We start from the raw sequence: 22,324 nt of genomic DNA, 5'->3' as shown, positions 1-22,324 counted from the left end.
CCTTTATGTCCCCAAAAATTCTCTTGTTTTTGTGGTGGGGGTGGGTTTTTTGGGGCGGGGCCCGCTTAATTTCCGGGGGTTGCCGCCCCGGCCTGCGCGGGCCCCACGAACGGGGAAAGCGGGGCCTCACCCCGCCTGCGTCACGCAGTTCACCCACAGCACCACGGCCTTGGCATCCCGCGCCGGGTTGGAAAATCGATGTGGACGCCGGCTGGCGAAGCGGAAGCTGTCGCCTTGTTTCAGCGTCCAGGTCTCCGTGTCCACCGTCAGAATCATCTCGCCGGCAAGCACGAGGCCGGCCTCTTCGCCGTCATGGGTATAGAACTCGTCGCCGGTGTTGCCGCCGGGTTCGAGATGCACCAGGAACAGGTTGAGCCGGCTCTCGGTGCCGGCGGGACTCAGCAGTTGTTTTGAAATTCCGGTGCGCCACAGTTTCAGCTCGGCGCGCTGCACCTCGCGGGTCACGACGCCGCCGGCGCTGTCGTCCCTCGGCGTCGCGCCGAACAGCGCGGCGATGCCGACGCCGAGCACGTCGGCCAGCGTCGCCAGCACGCGCAGCGAGGGCGACGACAGGCCGCGCTCGATCTGGCTGATGAAGCCGATCGAAAGTCTGGTCGCGGCGGCAACCGTCTCCAGCGACATCGCCTTGCTGCGGCGGAGGTCGCGGATGCGGCGTCCGACTGCAAGATCCATCGCGGGCTCGGCCGGCTTCTTGACCGGTTTTTTGGCGGCGCGGCGTGCTGCCCCGGGCCGCGCTGCCGCGCCTTTGCGCATTCTCTTGCCGCCGCTCACGTCAATCCGCTTCCTTCATGTGCATGAAAACCGCTTGCATCGGCCGCGGTTTCATGACCACAATTTCATATTGGTGAAAATAGGCCGGAACAGCGTCGCCCGCAACATCTAGCTCGAAAAGCAGGGCGATGCGGCGCTACGGCCAGCTTCGGGAGGTGTTGCGATGTCGTTTCAGCGTCTCGTCCAGGCCGCGGTCGCGGCGCTTGCCCTCGCCTTGAGCGCGCCGTCGGAGGCGCAGCAGGTGCTGAAGGTCGGCTCGACGCCGACCGGCATCCCCTTCACTTTCCTCGACACCAAGACCAATTCGATCCAGGGCATCATGGTCGATCTCGCCACCGAGATCGGCAAGGACGCCGGCTTTTCCGTGCAGATCGAGCCGATGCAGTTCTCGGCGCTGATCCCCTCGCTGACCGCGAACAAGATCGACATCATTGCGGCCGCGATGTTCGCCACCGCCGCGCGCAAGGAGGTGATCGACTTCTCCGATCCCGTCTACAGCTATGGCGAGGGCCTCGTGGTGCCGAAGGCCGACACCAAGGCCTATGCCACGCAGGAGGATTTGAAGGGCACGGTGGTCGGCGCCCAGGTCGGCACTGCGTTCGTCGACGCGCTGAAGAAGACCGGGCTGTTCAGCGAGGTGAAGGTCTACGACACCATTCCCGACATCCTGCGCGACGTGAATGCGGGCCGCCTCAAGGCCGGCTTCGCCGACTATCCGATCCTCGCCTACAATCTGCAGCAGGGCAATTTCGCCGATGTGCGGCTGGTCGACGGCTACAAGCCCGTCACCGTGGGCACGGTCGCAATCGGCGTCCGCAAGAGCGATACCGAGCTGCTCGCCAAGATCAACGCCTCGCTGGCGAAACTCAAAGCCAACGGCACGATCGCCAAGATCCTCGAGAAATGGGGGCAGAAGGCCGGTGCGTCCTGAGAGGCCGATTCAAAATGCGTCCGATGACATCAGGCAGCCACCGCCTGGCTCATCATGCCCGGCCTTGTGCCGGGCATCCACGTCTTTCCAAGCGGTCAGTAAAGACGTGGATGGCCGGGACGAGCCCGGCCATGACGGCAACTAGGTCGTCCTCAACTCGCCAGCCGTTCAAGTCGCGCGTTTGAGCCGATGCAAAAATTCTTCCATGACGCCATCGAGTTCGTCCCGATCCTGTTGCAGGGCGTCTGGCTGACCATCGTCGTCACCGTGGGCTCGCTGTTGCTCTCGACCGTGCTCGGGCTGGTGTGGGCGCTGATGCGGGTGTCCGGCATCGGCATTCTCGTCGGCCTCAGTGCAGCACTGATCAATGTGATCCGCGGCATCCCGATCATCGTGCTGCTGTTCTACATCTACTTCGTGATGCCCGATTTCGGCATCGCGCTGTCGGCGCTGCAGGCCGCGATCATCGGGCTCGGCATTGCCTATTCGGCCTATCAGGCGGAGAATTTCCGCGCCGGCATCGAGGCGATCGACAAGGGGCAGATCGAGGCGGCGCAGACCATCGGCATGGGCTGGTGGCTCACCATGCGCCGCGTGGTGCTGCCGCAGGCGGTCAGGATCATCCTGCCGCCCTACGGCAACATCATGATCATGATGCTGAAGGATTCCTCGCAGGCGTCCACGATCACGGTCGCCGAGCTCGCGCTGCAGGGCAAGCTGATCGCCTCCTCGACCTTCAAGAACACCAGCGTGTTCACACTGGTGGCGCTGATGTACCTTACCATGAGCATTCCGCTCATCCTGCTGGTTCGGCACTTCGAGAACAAGGCGAATCGGAAATGATCGAGCTTCGCGACGTCCACAAGAGCTTTGGCAAGGTCGAGGTGCTGAAGGGCATCACCGCGTCCGTCGCCAAGAGCGAGGTGGTCTGCATCGTCGGTCCGTCCGGCTCCGGCAAGTCGACCATCCTGCGCTGCATCAACGGGCTCGAGAGCTATGATCGCGGCGAGATCAGCGTCGAGGGCGCGCGCGTCAATCCGGGCGACCGCTCGATCGTGGCGATTCGCACCCAGGTCTCGATGGTGTTCCAGCGCTTCAACCTGTTTCCACATCGCACTGCGCTCGAGAACGTCATCGAGGGACCGCTTTATGTGAAGAAGGAGCCACGCAAGCAGGCCGTCGCGCGCGGCCGCGCGCTGCTTGCGCAGGTCGGTCTCGCCGACAAGGCCGAGGTTCACCCGCCAAAACTCTCGGGCGGGCAGCAGCAGCGCGTCGCGATCGCGCGGGCGCTGGCGATGCAGCCGAAGGCGATCCTGTTCGACGAGCCGACCTCCGCGCTCGATCCGGAGCTGGTCGGCGAGGTGCTCTCGGTGATGCGCAAGCTCGCCGACGACGGCATGACCATGGTCGTCGTCACGCATGAGATGGGCTTTGCCCGCGACGTCGCCGACCGCGTGCTGTTCATCGACGGCGGCATCATCGTCGAGCAGGGCGCCGCCAAATCCGTCCTCAACCAACCGCAGCACCCGCGCACCCAGGATTTTCTGCGCCGTGTGCTGCACCCGTTGTGATCAGGTCACCTGCAATGAACGCGTCCACTCGCCTGCCGCTGCCGCCAAGCCTCTATGCCGACACTGCGGTGGCGGCGACGCCGACGCCACCGCTGACGACGGACAAGAGCGTGCCGGTCGCGATCATCGGCGGCGGCTTTACCGGCCTGTCGACCGCGCTGCACCTCGCCGAGCAGGGTGTGCTTGCGACCGTGCTGGAGGCGCAGGAGCCGGGCTGGGGCGCGTCCGGCAACAATGGCGGGCAGACCAACCCAGGGCTCAAGCACGACCCCGACCGGATCGAACAGGATTTCGGCGCCGATCTCGGACGCCGCATGATCGAGTTCTCCTACGGCACCACCAACTTCACGCACGAGCTGATCCGCCGTTACCAAATCCCCTGCGAGGCGCGGCAGAACGGCACGCTGCGCGCCGCCTACAATGAAGCCAGTGCCGCCGCGATCGAGACCACGGCGAAGCAGTGCATCCGGCGCGGCATGCCCGTCAAACTGCTCAACGCCGCCGAGATGCGTGCGATGACCGGCAGCGACCGCTACCTCTGCGCGATGCTCGATGCGCGCGGCGGCGACCTGCATCCGCTGAGCTACGCCCGCGGTCTTGCGCGAGCGGCGATCGGCGCCGGCGTTGCCGTCCATGGCGAGACGCCGGCGCTGCGGCTCGGCCGTGACGGCGGCCGCTGGCGGATCGAAACCCCGCGCGCAATCGTGCATGCCGACAAGGTGCTGCTCGCGACCAATGGCTTTACGGATGATCTCTGGCCGGCGCTTCGCCGCACCATCGTGCCGGTGTTCTCGTCGATCGCGGCGACCGCGCCGCTGCCCGACGAGATCGCTCGCGCAATCATGCCGAGCCGGCCGGTGCTCTACGAGAGCGGCCACATCACGGTCTATTACCGCATCGACCAGCACAACCGGCTGCTGATGGGCGGCCGCGGTCCGATGCGCTGGATCAAGAGCCCGTCCGACATCTCCTATCTGATCCGCTACGCCGAGCGGCTGTGGCCGCAGCTTGAGGGCGTCAGCTGGACCCATGGCTGGAACAGCCGTCTTGCCATCACCGCGGATCACTACCCGCATGTCCATGCGCCGGCTGAGAATCTGCTGATCTCGCTTGGCTGCAACGGCCGCGGCGTTGCGCTCTCGACCGCGATGGGTGCGCAACTGGCCCGCCGCCTGATCGGCGGTCCCAAGGCCGAGATCGACATGCCCGTTACCGGCATCAAGCCGATCCCGATGCACGCGTTCTGGCGGGTCGGTGTCACCACGGCCGTGCTGACCGGGCGGGTGCGGGACCGGCTCGGTGTGTGAAGCCGATAACACAATTGCAGAATGTGCTGGGCTAATCTGGTGCGTCGGATATATTCGCAGTCTTTACTGAAAGGCTGTTCATGCAGTGCGAGCGATGCGGTCATGCGAACCGCGCTGGCAACGATTACTGTGAAGATTGCGGTGCGCCGTTAGGCGTCAAATGTGATTCCTGTCACCATGTGAACGGGCCCGCGAGCCGCTTCTGCGGCCGCTGCGGCACCGCGCTCGCGACCGGAGCCGTCCGTCCGGATCTGCCATCGCAGCGGATGCTCCGTTCGCTCAGCACCAAGGGCGGCGAGCGCAAGAACCTCACCTTGCTGTTTGCCGATATCCGCAACTCGACCAATCTGATCGACAGCCTCGGCGATCCCGAACTCGGAATGCGGCGCCTGGAGCCGGTGCTCGACCTGATGAAGGAGGCCGTCCACCGCTACGACGGCATCGTCAACAAGATCCAGGGCGATGGCGTCATGGCGCTGTTCGGCGCGCCGCCGCGGCCGCATGAAGACCATGCGGTCCGCGGCTGTCTCGCCGCCCTGGCCATGCAGGATTCGGTTGCAAGACTGGCCGATCCCGGCATGCAGATCCGGGTCGGGCTGCACACCGGCGAAGTCATCGTTCAAACGGTGGAAAACACCATCTATCAGACCTACGACGCCGCCGGCGCCAACGTCCATATCGCCAACCGGATGGAGCAGATGGCCGAGGAGGGGACGATCCTCATCACGCGGGACACCTATCTCGGCGCCAGGCAGTTCGTCGAGGTCTTGCCGCTCGGCATGCAGACCATTCGCGGCATCTCCACGCCGGTGGAGGTCTTCAGGCTGACGGGGCTGCTCAGTGCGCCCGCGAGCGACGTTTTCCGCAGCGGCCGGCGCCTGACCTCGATGGTCGACCGGACCGAGCAGATGGCGGCGCTGGACCATGAGCTGTCGCGTGCGGTCGCCGGCGACGGGCGGGTTGTCGGCATGGTCGGCGACGCCGGTATCGGAAAGAGCCGTCTTTGCTTCGAGTTCGCCGAAAACTGCCGCCGCAAGGGCATTCGCGTCTACGAGGCCCGCGTGCTGGCGCATGGGCGCGCCACACCGTTCCAGCCGGTGCTCGAGCTGTTGCGCGACATCTTCGGCATCCGCGCCAAGGAGCCCGTCGAGACATCCCGGCGTCGCGTCATCGACGGTTTTGCCCGGATGGCCTCGTCGGACCAGGAACTGCTCGTGCTGCTCGAATTTCTCGGGCTTGCCGATCCGGAGCATCCGGCCCCGAAGCTCGATCCGCGCGCGCTGCGGCTGCAACTGCTCGATCTCGTTCGAACGCTGGTGCGTGCGCGTCCCGGTGACACGCCGACGGTCGTCCTGGTCGAGGATCTGCACTGGATCGACGCCGCGAGCGAGGAGTTCGTCGAGGCGCTGGTCGATGCCATTGTCGGCACCGCGACGTTCCTGGTGGTCAATTTCAGGCCGGGTTTCACCGCACCGTTCATGCAGCGTTCCCACTACCGTCAGATCGCAATACCGCCGCTGCCGTGGTCCGATTCGAACGAGCTGCTCCGCGAGCATTTCGGCAAGCATCCCTCGCTGGCCTCGCTGAGCAGCAATGTCATCGAACGCGCGCAGGGCAATCCGTTCTTCATCGAGGAGCTTGCCAACACCGTCGTCGAGCGCGGCAATGTGGAGGGCGAACGCGGCAACTACCGGCTCAAGCATGGCGTCGATGCGGTGCCGCTGCCCGCGACGGTGCAGGCCGTCGTGGCCGCCCGCATCGATCACCTTGAGGAGGTCGCCAAGCAGGTGCTCGAAACCGCGGCCGTCATCGGCCGGCTTGTCGCGATGTCGGTGCTGCGTCCGGTCGCGGCGCTGCCCAACGACGATTTGCTGAACGCAATCGCGCAGCTCCGGCAGGCCGAGTTGCTGTACGACCTGCCGCCCTACGACAAGGGATTGCTCGCGTTTCGCCATCCCTTGATCCAGGAGGTAGCCTATGCAACCCAGCTGCGGTCGAGGCTGACCTCGCTGCACGCGACCGTCGCGAAGGCCATCGAGAGCTTCGACTGGGGCAAGCTCGACGAGTTTGCCGGGCTGCTCGCCTATCACTACGAGGCCGCGGGCCAGCCGCTGGAGGCGGTCACGCATTTGCAGCGCGCGGCGCGGTGGATCGGCAAGACCAACTCTGCCGAGGCGATGAAGAGCTGGAAAAAGGTTCGCGCCCTGCTTCAGGACCTGCCGGCGTCGGAATATGTCGACCGGCTGAGGGCGATGTCGAGCGGCCAGATCCTTAACTTCGGCTGGCGTGAGGGCATGTCCGCCGAAGAGGTCAAGCCCTACGCCGAAGAGGCGATCAAATACGCGCGGACCGCGGACCGGATGCATGAGCCGATCCTGCTCGGCGCCTATGGCAGGATCCTCGCCGCGACTGCGGCGGCCGACGACTACGTCAATCTCGTGCAGGACGCCTTGAAGCTGACCTCCGGCACCGGGGACGTCGGACGATTTGCGACCGTCAACGCCATGCTGAGCCAGGCGTTCTTCCTGTCGGGCCGTCTTGGCGAGGCGCTGGACGCCGGGCAGGTGGCGGTTGCGGCCATTGCCGAGCAGGGCGGCTTTCACAACAACGTCACACTCGGCCTCAACCCGAACCAGATCCTCGGCTTCGATGTCGAGCACTGGATCAAGTGTCTTGGCACCAGAATACTGGTCCGGCTGGGCCGCTTCGACGAGGCCGAGCAGCGAATTGACGAGGTGCTGCGGGCCGAGCCGGAGCGTTTCGCCGCCGTCGTGCAGTTCATTCCGCATTTCGCAATGGTGGAGATGGGCTGGAGCCGCGGCCGGGCGGAACTCGCAAAGCCGCACGCGGCCAGGATCGCCGAATTGGCCGAGCAGTCCGGTACGCCCTACCTTCGGGTTGCCGCCAGCGCCAGCGCCGGCCTCGCCAGCGGCGCCGCCGGCGACTTCAAGGTCGCCGCAGCGCAGCTTCAGGAGGCGATCGACTTTGCTCGCTCCGCGCGAGCGGGTCTGGAATTCGAGGCCCGCATGCTCGCGGATCTGGCCGAAGCGCTCTATCGCGCCGCCGACCATCATGCGGCGCTGCAAGCGGCGGACGAGGCGCTGATGGTCGCGCGGCGAAGGACCGATCGCGTCGCCGAACTGCACGCGACCGTCCTGCGCGGCCTGATCACCTGCGCGCTGGGCAGCACGTCACATGATGAGCTTGACGAGATTGTCGGCGGCGCTCAGAATTTGCTCGACGTCTCCGGGGCAGTCTACTTCACACCACAATTCGATCAGCTTCGATTGCACCTTGAGCGACGCCGCTAACGCGACGATTTTTCATTTCTGGAAACAAAGTACTGAGGGGGTTTTTATGGGACGGATGATTCAAGACGATACGACGCGCGATGTCCTGGATCTGCTGAACAAGCGGTTTGGTCCCGGCGGGATCATGGAGATGGTCGAACTGCAAAAGGAGTTCGACATCTTCTCTCCCAATCATCCCCTCGAGCAGTCGTTCAGGCTGATCGGGATCGAGCCGGCCGACCGGGTCGAGCGGCAGCGCTGGTACACCTTCCTCGGCACGCTCAAGGACTATCCGTCCGATCAGCCCAATGTGAACGGATACAAGCGGGTGGTTCAGGCGTTCCGGCAGGCGCTCACGCAGGGGCCGGCGCTGCCGGTGCTTGTTGTCGTTCACGCCATGAAGGACAATCCGCAGGTGACGTTTGCAGCCGAAGGCAGCACACCGTTGATCTACTCGACCCATTCGTATCGGGTTCTATCGATCCCGACCAAGCCGAGCCGGGTCGCGCGCAAGGAGCTCGCGGCGGCAGCCAAGCAACGCCGGGCCAAGAAGGCCAAGAAATGACTAGAGCCTTTTCCGTTCCGATTGAATCGGAACGGGGCTCTAGATTCTTGTTTTGACGCGTTTTCTTCACGCGAACCGGTATCCACTTCGCTCGAAAACGCTCTAGGAAGTGAGTAAGAAATGAGCATCGCAGCGGAGGCCGCAGGTTCCGGCGATGAAGGCGACCGGGCGCGGTTCTCCGCGGTGTATGCCGATGTCGAGTCCTATTACAGCGCGCGGGTCGCCAAATACGGCGCCACCCCGCGCGGGGTGGACTGGTCCTGCCAGGCCACCCAGGACCTCCGCTTCGTCCAGTTGCTGAAGATCTGCGACTTCTCCGCGCCGTTCAGCCTGAACGACATCGGCTGCGGATACGGCGCGCTTTGCGCCTATCTCGCGAGGCGCCACCCGCACGCCGCCATCGACTATCTGGGGATCGACCTGTCGCTCGCCATGGTCAGCCGCGCGCGCCGCCGCTTCTCGGCGCCGGGACGACGTTTCAAGGTCGGCAATGGCAGCTCGCGCCGCGCGGCCTACTCGGTCGCGAGCGGCATCATGAATGTCAATGTCGGCGGCTCCCGCGCATCCTGGGAGAGGTTTGTCGCCCGGATGCTGTCCGATCTGCGCCACGCCAGCCAGCGCGGCTTCAGCGTCAACTTCGTCACCGGCGAGGCGGAATGCGCGGTGGGTACGAATGCGGAGCAGGCGCAGCTCTATTGCACCAGCCCCAAGCCGTGGATCCACTATTGCGAACACGAGCTCGGCTGCACCGTCGAGACGATCGACGGCTACGGCATGAACGAAGTCACCCTGCTCGTGCGATGTAACGATTCCTGATCGCACGACGTCCGCACTCAGCGCGTTGCGGCCTCGCCCAGATGCTTTCTGAAGAACGCGATGGCCTCGGCGTGGAAGCGTTGATGAAACGCGGCGCGGTCGAAGCCCGGCGCGTCGGTGCAGATGTTTGCAACCTTCTCCGCCTCTTTCGGCGTGCAGAGCGCAAGGAAGGAGAAATGCTTTGCATCCTTCACGAAATGATAGTCGGGCGGTGACGGAAGCTTGTCCTTGACGGCAGCGGCGCAGCAGCCCGACAGGCTGTCGCTGCTCTGCGCGGGATCCGAGCTCCAGTTGCTTTAGAGCCTCGGTCTCGACCGCCGGGAAGCGATAGCCAGGATTGCCGGGCGTGTAACGTCGATCAACCTTCATGATCTGGAGACGACGCAAGCCATAGTGATCGATCTGTTCCTCGGTCAATGCGAGCCGCTTCCAGTTCAACGACCCGACCTCGCGTTCGAGAACGCTCCGGGTGTTATTTTCGATCTGATGACCTTGCCAGTCCCAATCGCCGATGTAGATGGCTTATGCCATCTTCTTCAGTACCGCGCTGAAGCGAACGCTGCGCTTGCCGACAAGCGCAGTCGCTTCCGCGATCGCGCCTTCGTTGGTGTAGGTGCCGGAAAAGCCGATGCCGACCTCGTAGCCGCCGAACACCGGCCGCTCGCCGATGCTTGGCGTGTGCTCGTGATTGACGAGCTCGCCCCTCCACCGACCGTTCATACTGGTGTAGGAGCCGATATAATCGAAGAACGCGTCGCCACCGTGGATCCGGCCGTCGTGCAGCATCATGACGCCGGTATTGCCGCCATCGATGCCATCAAGCATCCGAATGTGAAAGGAATAGAGGCCGTTGCCGATGCCGCCTTGTCCGACCGGAGTGATCGGCGGCGTGACCTCCTCGCTGATGGGGGTCATCACCGCGTAGAAGGCAACGCCCGGTAATTGCGGCGCGCCACCTTCAAAATAATATTGCTCGTCCTGCTGCCTGCCCTTGAGCGTCAGCGTGACAATGTCGGTCTTCAACAGAGGCTGGAAATTCAGATCCTCGTTGTGGCGCAACGTCAACATGTCCGCCAATACCTCGCCGCTTGCAGACTCCGTGAAGGTGCCGATGAATGCGAAGGCCGAACTACCGCCCATCATCTTGCCGTCATAGAAATAGAGGACGCCACGGCGGGAACCGTGCACCGTGTGCATCTCGACCTTGTAAAGTCCCTCCAGCATTTCCGCTCCGGCCGCATCCTGGCCTGCAACCTGTTCCTCTCCGCCGCCACGCCAAAGACCGATTTTATCCTGGGCTGAACTTCAACACGGCTTCCTTTCCGTCGATGGAAGTTACCTCGCGGCGATATAGGCGACGAGGGAATATCGCCTGTTGAGGTAGATCAAACGAACACGATGTCCGAGTTGGGTCCAGACTGTGTATCACAAGCGGCAATCCCTCACGGATCGCAAGACTTCCGCATAGCCGCCAAAAGCTGACGTTTGCACCTTCAAAGTTCGCCCTAGATCATGCCTCGGCTCAGCGAGCCGTTTACCCGGGCCGGTAAACTGCCGCCCATGCGATTTTCCGGCCGGCCGCTGTAGGACCGGGCCGATGATTTACGCGGCATCAGCGGCCGTTTATGGCCGAAGCCGCTGAATGTCCGCCTCGGTCAGCTTCAATTCCACTAGGCTGGGCGCCGCCGCGTCATACCCACGGCCACCATTCGCCCGCACGGTCGCCTCGCGCTCCCGGCGGTATACCTCGCGCAGCATGGCAAGAAACCGCGCCCGATCGGCCCGGGAAAGCACCCGCCATAATCGCCATGTCTGTTCTAGGCTGGTCATCGGCCTATCCTGCGGAAATTCAAACAATAATGGGCGGAGCAAAATCGAAAAAGGCCGCCGCCAGATATCCGAAATGGCCGGCGTCCGGCGTACCCGAATGGCCCTCCCTCCATTGGTAGGATCCATGCGCAGGCAAAGGTCAGTGCTACTCACCGAATGCCCCGGAACTGACGCTCCGGAACCAATGGTTCCAATATTCGTTAAAGTGGAACCTTGGTCGGCCATGCTCATGCGCAAGTACGCCGCATACATTCTTGATCGCGATGGGCACATCGCCAATCGCATAGATCTGCTCTGCTTTGACGAAGCTGCGGCCAAGGAGAGCGCTAAAGCCCTTGCTCGCGACAATCAGATCGAATTGTGGGACGGCGATCGTCTGATCGGAGAATTCAAGTCGGTAAAGTTGTCGCGCTTGAACCGCTATTCCTAGGCCCGTCGCAATCACTCTCATAAGGAGCGGCCGCTATGCCGAATGCAAAAACGGTAGGCCGAACTCATGCCTCAGGAGCGAGGGCGAGACAAGCAGCAACGAATGTTCGAAGAACTCAACCTCAAGCCCGGCGATGTTTACAGATTGAAAAAGTAAGGCCGCCTCGGTTGCCGTCTCTTTCGTGCCGCTCTGCGATGGCTATGCCGGCACCGGGATTGCAGACGCCTAGGTCGGCTTACGCCGTTCCCTCTCAGTCCTGTTCGCTGCCTTGAGCTTGTCTGCGATGTAGTCGGAGATGTCGCCGATCTCAGCCTGCAAGTCGGCTTCCGAGATACCTTGCACCTTAGCAGCCTCGATAAGGCGGCCGGCCAGTTCGGCCACATCCTGCGACGCGCCGATAGTCCGATATTGCTCGACAGCGTGAACGCTGTTCTCGATCCAGAAATCAACAAATTCGCGAGCCTTGCCCACCACAATCCCCTGCGCCAGCCCAAGAGCCAGCGTTACCGCCAGTAAGTAGAGAGGGCAAGGCCGCCTCACCGGCGGCCTCTGGCGCTTAGCCGCCCTCCATCACGGCAGCGGTCCACCACGGCGAATTCACCCAAATCCGCTGGAACGGCTGCTCCCGACATCTGCCAATTTTTCGCGGGGACCACAGGTTCCCGTGGTAAGGTTTCATGGCACCGGTGAGGCTGAGAGGGCGAAAATGTCAACCTTCCTTCACTTGCAAACCAGTACAATGTCGCCGGAGGAGGCCAACCTCGTCAGGAGGGCTTATGAGCAGGCCCTGCACAAGTTGTGCGTCAAGGACCGCGACGATCCGCTGACGCAACTGATCGCGAAGACAATCATCAAGGTCGCGCAGACCGGAATTGCCGACCCCGCAGACATTTCGGCTCAAGCGATCAGTGAACTGGAAATTCGATAGGGCATCTTGATCCCCGACGTTTGGAACCGAAACGTTTCTGTTCTCGGGGAGTTTGGCTTATGGGTTCGGGGCTTCGCGAAAGGCGAGGCTCATTATGACCAGTCTACCCGTGGCCGACGTATTTCTCACCGTCGCGATTATGAGCGTCACTTTCCTGACTGAGGTCGCCTTTTTCATCTTGATTGGGTTGTTCTGAAAGGAACGCGCGCGCTCTGGGCACCGCACAGCCAATGGAGGATCTAGTCATCCTGCTCAACGGCGAGGCTTATCCCGGCGCTCAGCCGCTGGAATGATCGAGGGTGACTGCTCTTCCAATTCGCGGAGCCGGTCGATTTGCATTTTGAGCTTCGGCGAGAGTTCCGTCTCTGGTTTCAGCGACGCTTGTAGCCTCTCGCCGATCGCTCGAACAATGGCCCGACTGTGGACGTAGTCGATGTCGATGCGGTCGCGCATAACACAGCCTCCGGTCGTATGAACAACGCCACCGGCAAGGCCGACAGTACGCTCCCCCGCAACTGATCGGGGCACGGCTAGCGATTTTGAATGAACCGGAGACCGCCGCTTTTGGCTATCTTGCGCGAGCGCTTGTTTTGACAACAGCGGGTCTTTGGTAGCGACCTTTGGCTATCCGCGACATTGCGCTGGGTCGTTCACCAGCGAGCGGCGGTCTCATGGCTTCTAAAGTCCTGGCGAGGCTCTTCGTTCCCAATTCCGATCGCTGAGCGGAGTGAGGAACCTATTGGGCGCGGAGCCGAAGGATTGATCATGCGAAGGCCGGGCACTGCCGGCGATCGCCCATAGGAACTCGCTCACGCTCGGGAACCAATTCTGAAAGTGTCCGGTTAACTCGTGGGGCGATGCGAGGGACCATCGTCATGAGGATCGAACATCTTGCTGCAATTGCGATAGCCGTTTGTACCGCCGGTGCTGGATTGGCGGCGGTCCATTCCGTCGGCTCGCCGCTCGAAGAGCAGTCCACGCCGACCGCCACTGAATTGGCGTCCCGAATAGCCGCGTCCGTGGATGCGTTCTTGCCTCGGTCCAGCGGCTAACAGCCGACCCACTCAAGTGTGCCTAGGCACCGCCTGCACCCGTATTCGTCCGGGATGGAAGTCCTGCTCGCACCGCAGCATAATCGCGGCGTTCATCAAAATCATATTTGCGCTCGCCCGGCCGTCTTAATCGGCGGCCGGGTTTTTGCGTGAAGATGCGGCATACGGCATGGAACGGTCAGTGTTCGCTCCCGTTACACCGGTTCAACCTCAAGGGAGGACTTCACATGTTGAGGATCGCTCTTGCCTTGGGCGCAGCCGCAGTCGCGCTGACAACCAGCCCACTTAGTAATCCAGCTAATGCCGAAGGCGTCAAGATGGCCCAAGGCGTCGATGTGCAGATCGGGCGGGACCGGGACGACCGCTACGAGAGAGACCGCTATCGCTACGACCGCGACACCACCGTCGGCGTTGGCCCGGGTGGCGTTACGGTCGGCCCACGACAGCATTGCCGCATGGTGACTACGACTGTTGAACGCGACGACGGCCGCATGGTTACGCGCAGGGAGCGGCGCTGCGACTAGCGTTATTGCTCCTTCGCTGGCGCAGCCACGATCGGGATGCGCGCTGACGCCCGAACAATCTGACGGGGGTCCGGCAGCCGACTTATTATGACTGTCACCTCCATCACGATCTTGAGCGCATCAGCCGGCATGTGCTGCCCATCACGCTTCATTCATCTTTGCGACGGCGTGTTAGTTCTTCTTGAGATCGCTCAGCCTGCGCATGTAGTAGCCTTGGCGGTCAACCGCTCGCCTGATCTCCTCGCTAACCTTGACGATCCTCTTCTTGCTCTTGCGCCATTTCCCCTGCGCGCCAACGCCGGGCACCGGAAATCCCTTTCTTACAACGAGCAGATCACGCCTGACGTTCAAATACACTTCGATCATGCAACCCCCAAATACGCCTAGAAGTATCGTTTCAGAGCAAAGCGCGGCTCGTCGAAATACAACCCTGCACTTTGGCGACCGCCTGTGAATAGCGAGGACAAGTGCTGCGTTCGTCGTCCCGAGACGACATTTTCTGTTTGGATGTTGCTCGTATGCTGCGCCCAACGACCAACGATCATCTGGATGAGTATGACCGGGAGCTAGACGAGATCGTCGCCGCCTGTGATGGCGATGTATATAGCGCCCTCAGGGCTCTCATGCTTGTCAACGAGCAGTTGGAGCACATCCTAAACTGCTTAAACGCGGAACTGGCTGAGCACGTATCGCGGCATCATCGACGACAGATGCTACATTAAATCGCACGTTGACGCACGAAGGGCTCGATCCGCAAGACGCGCCGCGATGGTACATGGCCCGACCGCTCTACAGACCGATCGAATGTCCTCGGCGCGGTCCTATTTTGATGAATGTGGCAAGCCCCATGGCGGTGGAGTGAGAGCGGTATCTGCCCTCGCCGTAGCTGCGGTCTTTTGCAACCATTTTCGGGCTGCACCGAGTACGGCGCGGGCGAAGTAGGTTCAAGCGCGCTGCAAGCGATAGCCGTCTTGGGGCACCCGTCTGCCCTTCTCCCAGTCGGGAATGAGCAGCTTGTTTTCAGTCCGCAGCCTCGCGACAATCTTATTCACGTCAACCTTCTTGACGACGCTCCGCGCCAGAATCTGCGGCCACAATTGTTCGTATTGAATGGCATTCGGCGCCTCTGGTGCCAGTTCGAGAATCCTGCGCGCCGCTGCCTCACGCTCAGACAGCAAGTATCTAAGGAGGTCGTCCGGCCCCATTTCGTGTAGGGACTGAAAAATCTCGCCTTGGCCGGTAGTGGTCTCTGCATGCCCTATCTTGACGGCAGCGCGTGTACGAGACTGCTCTTCGAGAGCCGCAATCTGGCATTCGCGGAACACTTCGATGCCTTCTTTTCGGCGCGTGCCGGCGGTGGTGATGCTGACATAGAGGCCCGGGCATCTGCGGTCGTAAATCTTGAGCCGCTTGGTGACCCGCTTCTCGCAGAGGCGATCAGTCAGGATGACGCTGCCGTTGCGGGCGCGCTTGCCGGCGGGTTCGGTGGTCGTGGTAGTATTCATTGCGGTTTCAGGCTCCTAAAGGATTTGACCAACAGGGCCGGCCTTGGGGCCGGGCCCTAGATTTGGCGAAACCCGCCGAAGCACCCCGAAACAGGGTAGGCAAAAGGTACTTGTTTTAAAGGCTTTTCTTCGTTTCGGCGTGTTTCACCGAATGCCAAATTATAGACGTGTGGTCCTGACGCCCTGGTGGTAGGTGTCTTTTCGCATTGCGCGATGCGCGTTGTGAAGACGGTGACAAGCAAGCCCAGTCTCGCCGGGGAGAGCACGTATAAGCCGTAGCCCCATCGCGCAGGGAAAGCTGGGATGTTTCCGGTTACACCTGTGGTCCTACCGCCCGTGCTTTTTTGTTGCACGGGACCCATGGGTGCGATCGGCACCCGGCTTTCCCTGCGCCCTCTTCAAGGGCGGAACGAAGAGCAAAGCTCGGACAAATCATGTCGCGAGAACGCGAAGTTGCGTCCACATACACACCCGTCATCGCCCGCCACCGGGTCGCGCGAGTGCGCGCCCGATGACAGGCTCCGGCGGGCGATCCAGTACGCCGCGGCGTCTGGGCTCACGCACCGCCGTCTCTGGAATACTGGATCCTTTCGCGCGTGATGACACCGTGGTTGTTCTGGGTGTGAATCCGCAAATTGCAAGTCGTCTCGACCGGCGCAGGGACAGCGAACCGATCGAGCGCCGCGTGATGCCCTCACCCCTCCGCCACCGCATCGCCCCAGGGCTGGAACGGTTCGGTGGCGCCGCTGTTGGTGGTGCCGTCGCGCAGCACGACGCTCGGGCAGGCGAACTTCATCGGCAGGGTCTGGATGCGGGCCTCCTCGAAGTCGAAGCGGCCGCGCAGCGTAGCGCGCACGCTCTCGGGCAGGCGCTTGTCGCCGATCACGACGGCGCCTTCGCTGGCGTCGATCCGCGGCTGGTGGATCGCGGCGTCGAGATCCATGCTGAAATCCATCACGAAGGAGAGCAGCTGTGACACCGCGGGCAGGATGCGGCGGCCACCCGATGCGCCGGCGGCAAGCGTGCGGCCATCGGCCGCCTGCGCCACGACCGGCGTGTAGTTGGTCAGGCAGCGCTTGCCGGGCGCGAGCGAGTTCGGATTGCCTTGCGTCGGATCGAACCACATGATGCCGTTGTTCATGGTCAGCCCGGTGTTCGGCGTCACGAATTTGGAGCCGAAGGTCGACAGCAGCGTCTGCGTCACCGCGGCCATGTTGCCGTCGCGGTCGACCGCGGAGAAATGCGTGGTGCAGCTCGGGGCGATCGCCTCCGCGCCGAGCGCGCGGCGGCCGTCGACATCGCCCATGTCCTTCAGCCGCTCGCGATAGGCGGCTTGCAGTGCCTCCGCATAGGCTGTGTAGGCCGCCGCATCCGGACTGCCCTGCGCGGGCGCGAACGCCTTTTGCAGCAGGCCGAGGGTGCGCGCCATGGTGGGGCCCGCGGTCAGTTCCGGCGTCGCATAGACCGTGCCGCCGCGATAGGAAATTTTGAGTGGCTCGCGCAGATGGGCGCGGAAGGCGGCGAGATCGCGCACGGACAATGCACCGCCGGCGGCCTGGATGTCGTCGGCAATGCTGCGCGCCAGATCGCCCTGATAGAAATCGCGCGGACCCGCGGCGGCGAGCTGCGCCATCGTCGCCTTCAGCCTGTCCTGCGGCATGCGCACGGTCGACCTGATGCCCCACTGCGCGTTCGGCGGCAGGCCATCCTGCAGATAGGCCGCGGCGCTGGCGGGATAGCGCCGCAGATCGGCGGCCGAGCTTGCGATCATCGCGGTGGTCCACCAATCGACCAGCAGGCCTTCACCAGCGAGCTTGACGCTCGGTGCCAGCAGGTCCTTCCACGGCATTTTGGCGTGGCGGCGGTGCGCCTCCTCCATGCCGGCAACGACGCCCGGCACGGCGATCGAGCCGGGGCCGTGCAGATTGCGGTCGTCCTTGACCCGCGCCCAGGGGAACAGGTCCGAGGCCGCGCCGCCAGTCAGCGGATAGTCCTCGAGGCGCAGGCCGTCGGGTGCGCGCATGCCGTAGTCGATCACCTCGACGCGGTTCTCCTTGGCGCGATACAGCACCATCGCGCCGCCGCCGCCGGCGCCGCTCATCCAGGGCTCCACCACGCCAAGCGCGAAGGTGGTTGCAATCACGGCGTCAACGCAATCGCCGCCCGCGGCCAATATCTCCGCGCCGACCTCGGCCGCTCGGCGCGACTGCGCGGCGACGATGCCGCCCTTGGCGCTGACGGCCGGTTTGCGGATCACTTGCGAGTTGGAGAACTGGTCGGACATGGCGTTGCTTTCGCTGTTCTTGTTGCGGGTGGGGCACGTTGGCGTAGCATGCCAAGCATGGCACTGTCAGTGCAACAAGAACCAATTTCAGGGAGCGGAAAATGACTGCTGTGAAGCGTGAACGGGACGGCAAGGTCGGCATCCTGACGCTCAACGATCCCGCTAGCCTGAATGCGATGACGCCGGAACTGCTCGGCGATCTCGCACGCGCCGTCGGCGAGATGAGCCTCGATCCCGGCATCCGTGCGCTGGTGCTGACCGGGGAGGGGCGCGGCTTCTGCTCCGGGCAGAACCTCAAGGCGTTCCAGTCGCTCGGCGACAACATCTACACCGGCGTCATGAGGCATTATTGGCCGGCGATGCAAGCCCTGCGCGAATGCCGTATGCCGGTGGTGGTCGCGGTCAACGGCGTCGCGGCGGGCGGCGGTTTCAGCCTCGCGATGTCCGGCGACATCATCCTGGCGGCGCGCTCGGCGAGCTTCATCCAGGTGTTCAGCCGGATCGGCCTGGTGCCCGATCTCGGCTCGACCTGGCTGCTGCCGCGGCTGGTCGGCCGCCAGCGCGCGCTCGACCTGATGCTGCTGAACGAGCCGCTGCCGGCCGAGCGAGCCAAGGAGTGGGGATTGGTGCGCGATGTGGTCGATGACGCAAAGCTGCTCGACGAGGCGAAGGCGCTCGCCGGCAGACTGGCCGACGGCCCGACGCGTGCGCTGGTCGCGACACGGCAGCTGCTCGAGGAGAGCGAGCACGCGAGCTATGCCGATCAGTTCCGTCGCGAGATCGAGCTGCAGCAGGTGATCCGCGAGAGCGCCGACGCGCAGGAAGGCCGCAAGGCCTTCGTCGAGAAGCGCAAGGCCCAGTTCACGGGGCGCTAGGCCTTGATCGCTTTCACACTATCCGATCGCAATCGCGACCTTGCCGAAATGCGCGCCGCTCGCCATGTGGGCGAACGCATCCTTGACCTGGTTGAATGCGAACACCTTGTCGATCACGGGCTTGACGCCGTGCATGCTGATCCCATCGCAAAGCGCCTGCAGATCCTCGATCGAGCCGACGGTGACGCCTTGCAGCCGCTGCTGCTGCATCACCATCAGCGGCAGCCGCGTGTCGGAAGAGGCCGGACCTGCGAGCACGCCGATGAAGGCGATGGTACCGCCGATCCTGGTGGCACGGATCGACTCGTTCAGCGTGCCGACGCCACCGACCTCGACGACGAGGTCGACGCCGCGCCCGGTCAGCTCGCGCGCCTTCTTGCCCCAATCGGGCGTGGTCTTGTAGTTGAGCGTGAGATCGGCGCCGAGCTGCTTCAGCCGTGTGATCTTGGCGTCGCTGGAGGAGGTCGCGATGACGCGGGCGCCGCACATCTTGGCGAATTGCAGCGCGAACAGCGAGACGCCGCCGGTGCCCTGGGTCAGCACCGTCTGTCCCGGCTTGATGTCGCCGAGCTTGACCACCGCGCTCCATGCCGTAAGCCCCGCGCATGGCAGTGCGGCGGCCTCGATGTCGCTGAGATGGTCCGGCGTACGCACCAGCGCGTGCGCCGGGAACACCCGGTATTGGGTCAGCACGCCGTCGACGCTGCCGCCGAGCGCCGCGCGCATCCGCGTCTCGCTGGGCTCGCCGCCGATCCAGCTTTCGAAGAAGCTGCCGATGACACGATCGCCGGGTGCGAAATTCTTGACTCCGGCGCCGACCGCCTCGACGACACCCGCGCCATCGGAGACCGGCACCAGCGGAAATTTCTGGCGCGAACCGTAACCGCCCTTGACCGTGAGCAGGTCGCGATAGTTGAGCGTCGCCGCCTTCAGCCGCACCAACACTTCGCCGGGGCCGGCCTGCGGAACCGGCTTGTCGACCAGCGCGAGCGCGTCGACGCCGCCGGGGCCTTGCAATTCATAGCATTTCACGGGACGTCTCCTGCTGCGTGTTCTCGTTTCGGGCAGCGCTCCCGGCGCCGCCACACATGCGCGGAGCATATGTCATGCCTGCCGCACGTGGCCATAGCGCCCGGCGCGGCCGACGAAATGGCGCCCACGCCCGAATGCGTTGGCGCACCAGAAAAATACCGCCAATCTGTTCCGACGATGAAGCGACCGGGCGGAGGTGACCATGGCTGCCTTGCTTGAGACGAAACGCAATCCGATCGCCACGCACGCACGCGGCGTGGTTCGCGCGCTGCTTGTTGCCGCATTGATTTGCTGTGGTGACGCGATCGCAGCAGCTGACGACGGCCTCTACCGCGCGCAGACCGTCGTCACCGGCCAGGGCGAGCCGAACCGGATCATTGGCTTTGGTGCATGCCTGGAGGACGTTCTGATCAAGGTCTCCGGTCAACCAATGCTGGCAGGCGACCGCCGGCTAGCCGCATACAAATCGAAGGCCAAGGAGTTCGTCAGCAGTTTCGACTATCACGACCAGTACGCCGGCAAGCCGCATCATGACGAGCAGGGCACCCGTGACCGGCCCTACGACCTGACGGTAGCTTTCGACGACAAGAAGATCGACGGCATTCTCGCCAAGCTCGGTCTCAAGCCGTGGCGATCGCAGCGGCCGGTGCTCGGCGTCTTCGTCGAAATGCAGCACGGTCCGAAGAACTACATCGTCACATCAGACGGAACGCAGTCCGATTTGCAGCGTGACGCGCTTGCGGCCGCAGCCGGCAAGCGCGGCATGCGCTTCGTGCTGCCGGACGCGTCCGCGCTGGCGAGCGCCGACGTCGCCGCGGCCGAGCTGTTGAAGATGCCGCCGGCGAGATTGACATCGATCGTCGCGCCACAGGGTGGCGAGGCAATTCTGATCGGACGGCTGGTCTGGGATGACAAGGATCTCGGCTGGGCCACGCAGTGGCAGATGGCTTGGCGCGGCAAGGACTACAAATGGCAGTTCCGCCGCGTCACCTTCGATGAATCCTTCCGCCGCGGCATCGGCGGCGCTGCGCAGGTGCTGTCTGATAATGGTGATCCGGGGCGGTCGAAATGAGCTGGTCGGAGCCTAGCGGGCTGATCGCTCTAGCCGGCGTAGCCGAGCGTCTGCGACGGATATTCCCCGAACATCGCGCGGTAGTATTGCGAGAAGCGCCCGAGCTCGATGAACCCCTGTTCGATCGCAACCTTGGAGACGGTGGTCTGGTCCGGCGTGCTTTCGCGCAGGATCGAACGGACCATGCAGAGCCGCTTGTAGCGCAGGAATGTCACCGGGCCGACGCCGAACACCTCGTGGAAGGCGCGGTGCAGGCTGCGTCGCGACAGCCGAAGCTCGGTGCAGATTTCCGAGACGTGGACCGGACGGGCGCCCGCGGCATGCAGATAATCCTCGACCTGGCGCACCAGCTTCATCGCCGACGGCAGATAGCCCGCTCCATCGGGCGGCAGCGACGTGACGACTGTCGCGGTCACGCAATCAATGATCGCGCGTTTCCAGAATTCGGCTGACGATTCCGACAGCGCGTCCGGATAGCGCGCGAGGTGCTCGACGATCTGCGGCAGCCTGTCTGCGGCGCTCATGCCGATGGTGCGGTCCGCACGAAAATGGTTTTTGGCGCTCCATGTTTCGGCATCGGCGAGCCGTGGCTCGCCGCCGAACACGTCAGGCAGGTCAGCCATGTCGAAGCGAATCGCGGCATACGACGAGGCGCTGTGAAAGATTCCGTCATGCTCGACCTCCGGAGGAATCACCAGCACGTCGCCCGGCTGCATGTCGAATGCCCAATGCGTGACGCGGTTCGTCGCGCGCAGCAGCATTCCGATGATCAGCTTGGGATCGGTCGAGATGCGCTGCGTGCGCACCCCGACATTGAATGCGCCGATGCTGAGCGAAAAATCGCCGATCCCGACATGAGACAACGTACCGCGCAGCTTGCCGCGTTCAAGCTGCATGACTTCGACATGCGAGCCTTTGACGGCGTCGTGGAGTCCCTCGAAGCCGTCAAGCTCGCCGGTGCTGACCGTCAGGTGCTGGCCCATATCCACGCGTCCCACGACGGAATCGTGGACGGGATTCTTGCCGGTTTTGCCCGGGATGGCAACGCGGACGACGGCACGGGATTGATGGGTCGGGACGTCGTTTTGTTTGGCCGCGCGCCCTGGGGACGAGACTGGCACAAAGTGCATATCGCCCCGCCGCAGGGCGGACAATCGTTTGATCTCAAAGCAAAATGCGCGGTCGTCAGCGGCTCTGCGCCGGTGGCTAGGCCGCCATCAGGTGCTCAAGCGCAACAGCCTGCTCGCGGGTCTGGAATGCGATCGCGGTATGCGTGAAGCCCGATGAGGCCTGGGTCTGCGCGATGTGATGGAGGACCTCGGTGCCCTTGACCACGTGAAGGTCCATTCCAGGGCCGGCCGGGAAAATGCCGAGGACGACATCGTAGGCCTCGACGATGGCCTTCAAGGCGCCGCCCTTGTCTTCCGAAGCATCGATAAAGATACGAACATCCGCGGCGATACTACGAAGTTCGTCAAAGTCGATCACTGGAAGTCTCCTATACGCAACTCACTGATCGA

Annotated in this window: 24 protein-coding genes; 13 read left to right on the top strand and 11 right to left on the bottom strand. The window is 63.4% G+C overall.

Annotated features, from left to right (window positions below):
* Positions 1 to 126: 126 nt before the first annotated feature.
* Positions 127 to 774, bottom strand: coding sequence for a cupin domain-containing protein (locus tag ABIB78_RS09845; RefSeq protein WP_429024025.1), 648 nt, complete (start codon positions 772 to 774; stop codon positions 127 to 129).
* Positions 775 to 955: 181 nt separating this feature from the next.
* Between ABIB78_RS09845 and ABIB78_RS09840 the strand changes: the two genes are divergently transcribed.
* From ABIB78_RS09840 to ABIB78_RS09810, 7 genes are all read left to right on the top strand, one after another.
* Positions 956 to 1,723 (top strand): ABC transporter substrate-binding protein, encoded by a 768-nt coding sequence (locus ABIB78_RS09840; protein WP_429024024.1) that lies wholly within the window; start codon positions 956 to 958, stop codon positions 1,721 to 1,723.
* A gap of 189 nt (positions 1,724 to 1,912) precedes the next feature.
* Positions 1,913 to 2,566: an amino acid ABC transporter permease gene (locus tag ABIB78_RS09835; protein WP_429024023.1), complete on the top strand. Its 654-nt coding sequence runs from the start codon at positions 1,913 to 1,915 to the stop codon at positions 2,564 to 2,566.
* The gene (locus ABIB78_RS09830) at positions 2,563 to 3,294 is read left to right on the top strand and encodes an amino acid ABC transporter ATP-binding protein (protein ID WP_429024022.1); all 732 of its coding nucleotides are present in this window, start codon (positions 2,563 to 2,565) and stop codon (positions 3,292 to 3,294) included. Before ABIB78_RS09835 ends, ABIB78_RS09830 begins: the two co-directional genes overlap by 4 nt.
* Before the next feature lie 14 nt (positions 3,295 to 3,308).
* Positions 3,309 to 4,601, top strand: coding sequence for an NAD(P)/FAD-dependent oxidoreductase (locus tag ABIB78_RS09825; RefSeq protein ID WP_429024021.1), 1,293 nt, complete (start codon positions 3,309 to 3,311; stop codon positions 4,599 to 4,601).
* Positions 4,602 to 4,681: 80 nt separating this feature from the next.
* Positions 4,682 to 7,912 (top strand): AAA family ATPase, encoded by a 3,231-nt coding sequence (locus tag ABIB78_RS09820; RefSeq protein ID WP_429024020.1) that lies wholly within the window; start codon positions 4,682 to 4,684, stop codon positions 7,910 to 7,912.
* Positions 7,896 to 8,456: a hypothetical protein gene (locus ABIB78_RS09815; RefSeq protein ID WP_429024019.1), complete on the top strand. Its 561-nt coding sequence runs from the start codon at positions 7,896 to 7,898 to the stop codon at positions 8,454 to 8,456. Before ABIB78_RS09820 ends, ABIB78_RS09815 begins: the two co-directional genes overlap by 17 nt.
* Positions 8,457 to 8,576: 120 nt before the next feature.
* On the top strand, positions 8,577 to 9,272 hold the full coding sequence (locus ABIB78_RS09810; protein ID WP_429024018.1) for a class I SAM-dependent methyltransferase: 696 nt from the start codon (positions 8,577 to 8,579) through the stop codon (positions 9,270 to 9,272).
* A gap of 17 nt (positions 9,273 to 9,289) precedes the next feature.
* On the opposite strand, the gene ABIB78_RS09805 is transcribed toward ABIB78_RS09810, so the two are convergent.
* The 3 genes from ABIB78_RS09805 to ABIB78_RS09795 all read right to left on the bottom strand — a co-directional run bounded on the left by ABIB78_RS09805 (position 9,290) and on the right by ABIB78_RS09795 (position 11,102).
* The gene (locus ABIB78_RS09805; protein WP_429024017.1) at positions 9,290 to 9,466 is read right to left on the bottom strand and encodes a hypothetical protein; all 177 of its coding nucleotides are present in this window, start codon (positions 9,464 to 9,466) and stop codon (positions 9,290 to 9,292) included.
* A gap of 328 nt (positions 9,467 to 9,794) precedes the next feature.
* A complete protein-coding gene (locus ABIB78_RS09800; protein ID WP_429024016.1) occupies positions 9,795 to 10,496 on the bottom strand; it encodes a GrlR family regulatory protein in 702 nt (233 codons plus the stop codon).
* A gap of 399 nt (positions 10,497 to 10,895) precedes the next feature.
* Positions 10,896 to 11,102, bottom strand: a complete 207-nt coding sequence (locus ABIB78_RS09795) for a hypothetical protein (RefSeq protein WP_429024015.1) — start codon at positions 11,100 to 11,102, stop codon at positions 10,896 to 10,898.
* Between the two features lie 229 nt (positions 11,103 to 11,331).
* Here ABIB78_RS09795 and ABIB78_RS09790 point away from each other — a divergent pair, with 229 nt between their 5' ends.
* Positions 11,332 to 11,532, top strand: a complete 201-nt coding sequence (locus ABIB78_RS09790) for a hypothetical protein (protein WP_429024014.1) — start codon at positions 11,332 to 11,334, stop codon at positions 11,530 to 11,532.
* Between the two features lie 225 nt (positions 11,533 to 11,757).
* Here ABIB78_RS09790 and ABIB78_RS09785 read toward each other — a convergent pair whose 3' ends face one another.
* Positions 11,758 to 12,003 carry a hypothetical protein gene (locus ABIB78_RS09785; protein WP_429024013.1) on the bottom strand — a complete coding sequence of 82 codons (246 nt, stop codon included), beginning with the start codon at positions 12,001 to 12,003 and terminating at the stop codon, positions 11,758 to 11,760.
* Positions 12,004 to 12,238: 235 nt separating this feature from the next.
* Between ABIB78_RS09785 and ABIB78_RS09780 the strand changes: the two genes are divergently transcribed.
* Positions 12,239 to 12,460: a hypothetical protein gene (locus ABIB78_RS09780; RefSeq protein ID WP_429024012.1), complete on the top strand. Its 222-nt coding sequence runs from the start codon at positions 12,239 to 12,241 to the stop codon at positions 12,458 to 12,460.
* Positions 12,461 to 12,712: 252 nt separating this feature from the next.
* On the opposite strand, the gene ABIB78_RS09775 is transcribed toward ABIB78_RS09780, so the two are convergent.
* The gene (locus ABIB78_RS09775) at positions 12,713 to 12,913 is read right to left on the bottom strand and encodes a hypothetical protein (protein ID WP_429024011.1); all 201 of its coding nucleotides are present in this window, start codon (positions 12,911 to 12,913) and stop codon (positions 12,713 to 12,715) included.
* 826 nt (positions 12,914 to 13,739) lie between these two features.
* Here ABIB78_RS09775 and ABIB78_RS09770 point away from each other — a divergent pair.
* Together ABIB78_RS09770 and ABIB78_RS09765 are read left to right on the top strand one after the other, a co-directional pair.
* Positions 13,740 to 14,036: a hypothetical protein gene (locus tag ABIB78_RS09770; protein WP_429024010.1), complete on the top strand. Its 297-nt coding sequence runs from the start codon at positions 13,740 to 13,742 to the stop codon at positions 14,034 to 14,036.
* A gap of 87 nt (positions 14,037 to 14,123) precedes the next feature.
* Positions 14,124 to 14,423, top strand: a complete 300-nt coding sequence (locus ABIB78_RS09765) for a hypothetical protein (RefSeq protein WP_429024009.1) — start codon at positions 14,124 to 14,126, stop codon at positions 14,421 to 14,423.
* 557 nt (positions 14,424 to 14,980) lie between these two features.
* Here ABIB78_RS09765 and ABIB78_RS09760 read toward each other — a convergent pair.
* Positions 14,981 to 15,541, bottom strand: coding sequence for a hypothetical protein (locus ABIB78_RS09760; protein WP_429024008.1), 561 nt, complete (start codon positions 15,539 to 15,541; stop codon positions 14,981 to 14,983).
* Positions 15,542 to 16,235: 694 nt separating this feature from the next.
* Positions 16,236 to 17,825, bottom strand: a complete 1,590-nt coding sequence (locus tag ABIB78_RS09755) for a gamma-glutamyltransferase (protein ID WP_429024007.1) — start codon at positions 17,823 to 17,825, stop codon at positions 16,236 to 16,238.
* 101 nt (positions 17,826 to 17,926) lie between these two features.
* Between ABIB78_RS09755 and ABIB78_RS09750 the strand changes: the two genes are divergently transcribed.
* Positions 17,927 to 18,700, top strand: a complete 774-nt coding sequence (locus tag ABIB78_RS09750) for an enoyl-CoA hydratase-related protein (RefSeq protein WP_429024006.1) — start codon at positions 17,927 to 17,929, stop codon at positions 18,698 to 18,700.
* An 18-nt stretch (positions 18,701 to 18,718) separates the two neighbouring features.
* On the opposite strand, the gene ABIB78_RS09745 is transcribed toward ABIB78_RS09750, so the two are convergent.
* Positions 18,719 to 19,732: a zinc-dependent alcohol dehydrogenase family protein gene (locus tag ABIB78_RS09745; RefSeq protein WP_429024005.1), complete on the bottom strand. Its 1,014-nt coding sequence runs from the start codon at positions 19,730 to 19,732 to the stop codon at positions 18,719 to 18,721.
* A gap of 202 nt (positions 19,733 to 19,934) precedes the next feature.
* Between ABIB78_RS09745 and ABIB78_RS09740 the strand changes: the two genes are divergently transcribed.
* A complete protein-coding gene (locus tag ABIB78_RS09740) occupies positions 19,935 to 20,804 on the top strand; it encodes a DUF2066 domain-containing protein (protein ID WP_429024004.1) in 870 nt (289 codons plus the stop codon).
* Between the two features lie 29 nt (positions 20,805 to 20,833).
* On the opposite strand, the gene ABIB78_RS09735 is transcribed toward ABIB78_RS09740, so the two are convergent.
* On the bottom strand, positions 20,834 to 21,787 hold the full coding sequence (locus ABIB78_RS09735) for a helix-turn-helix domain-containing protein (protein WP_429024050.1): 954 nt from the start codon (positions 21,785 to 21,787) through the stop codon (positions 20,834 to 20,836).
* A gap of 223 nt (positions 21,788 to 22,010) precedes the next feature.
* Positions 22,011 to 22,292, bottom strand: coding sequence for a hypothetical protein (locus ABIB78_RS09730; protein ID WP_429024003.1), 282 nt, complete (start codon positions 22,290 to 22,292; stop codon positions 22,011 to 22,013).
* Positions 22,293 to 22,324 lie beyond the last annotated feature (32 nt).

Origin of the sequence: Bradyrhizobium sp. I1.14.4, assembly GCF_050435825.1 — a bacterium.
GTDB lineage: Bacteria > Pseudomonadota > Alphaproteobacteria > Rhizobiales > Xanthobacteraceae > Bradyrhizobium.
Note: the sequence above shows the minus strand (reverse complement) of the source record. Positions and strands in the feature narration are given on the sequence as shown.

Bases quoted from the DNA above. Each gene is read 5' to 3' on its own strand.
- ABIB78_RS09845 (WP_429024025.1), bottom strand. From the start codon at position 774: ATGCGCAAAGGCGCGGCAGCGCGGCCCGGGGCAGCACGCCGCGCCGCC.
- ABIB78_RS09840 (WP_429024024.1), top strand. From the start codon at position 956: ATGTCGTTTCAGCGTCTCGTCCAGGCCGCGGTCGCGGCGCTTGCCCTC.
- ABIB78_RS09835 (WP_429024023.1), top strand. From the start codon at position 1,913: ATGCAAAAATTCTTCCATGACGCCATCGAGTTCGTCCCGATCCTGTTG.
- ABIB78_RS09830 (WP_429024022.1), top strand. From the start codon at position 2,563: ATGATCGAGCTTCGCGACGTCCACAAGAGCTTTGGCAAGGTCGAGGTG.
- ABIB78_RS09825 (WP_429024021.1), top strand. From the start codon at position 3,309: ATGAACGCGTCCACTCGCCTGCCGCTGCCGCCAAGCCTCTATGCCGAC.
- ABIB78_RS09820 (WP_429024020.1), top strand. From the start codon at position 4,682: ATGCAGTGCGAGCGATGCGGTCATGCGAACCGCGCTGGCAACGATTAC.
- ABIB78_RS09810 (WP_429024018.1), top strand. From the start codon at position 8,577: ATGAGCATCGCAGCGGAGGCCGCAGGTTCCGGCGATGAAGGCGACCGG.
- ABIB78_RS09800 (WP_429024016.1), bottom strand. From the start codon at position 10,496: ATGCTGGAGGGACTTTACAAGGTCGAGATGCACACGGTGCACGGTTCC.
- ABIB78_RS09795 (WP_429024015.1), bottom strand. From the start codon at position 11,102: ATGACCAGCCTAGAACAGACATGGCGATTATGGCGGGTGCTTTCCCGG.
- ABIB78_RS09790 (WP_429024014.1), top strand. From the start codon at position 11,332: ATGCGCAAGTACGCCGCATACATTCTTGATCGCGATGGGCACATCGCC.
- ABIB78_RS09780 (WP_429024012.1), top strand. From the start codon at position 12,239: ATGTCAACCTTCCTTCACTTGCAAACCAGTACAATGTCGCCGGAGGAG.
- ABIB78_RS09775 (WP_429024011.1), bottom strand. From the start codon at position 12,913: ATGCGCGACCGCATCGACATCGACTACGTCCACAGTCGGGCCATTGTT.
- ABIB78_RS09770 (WP_429024010.1), top strand. From the start codon at position 13,740: ATGTTGAGGATCGCTCTTGCCTTGGGCGCAGCCGCAGTCGCGCTGACA.
- ABIB78_RS09765 (WP_429024009.1), top strand. From the start codon at position 14,124: ATGACTGTCACCTCCATCACGATCTTGAGCGCATCAGCCGGCATGTGC.
- ABIB78_RS09760 (WP_429024008.1), bottom strand. From the start codon at position 15,541: ATGAATACTACCACGACCACCGAACCCGCCGGCAAGCGCGCCCGCAAC.
- ABIB78_RS09755 (WP_429024007.1), bottom strand. From the start codon at position 17,825: ATGTCCGACCAGTTCTCCAACTCGCAAGTGATCCGCAAACCGGCCGTC.
- ABIB78_RS09750 (WP_429024006.1), top strand. From the start codon at position 17,927: ATGACTGCTGTGAAGCGTGAACGGGACGGCAAGGTCGGCATCCTGACG.
- ABIB78_RS09740 (WP_429024004.1), top strand. From the start codon at position 19,935: ATGGCTGCCTTGCTTGAGACGAAACGCAATCCGATCGCCACGCACGCA.
- ABIB78_RS09735 (WP_429024050.1), bottom strand. From the start codon at position 21,787: ATGGGCCAGCACCTGACGGTCAGCACCGGCGAGCTTGACGGCTTCGAG.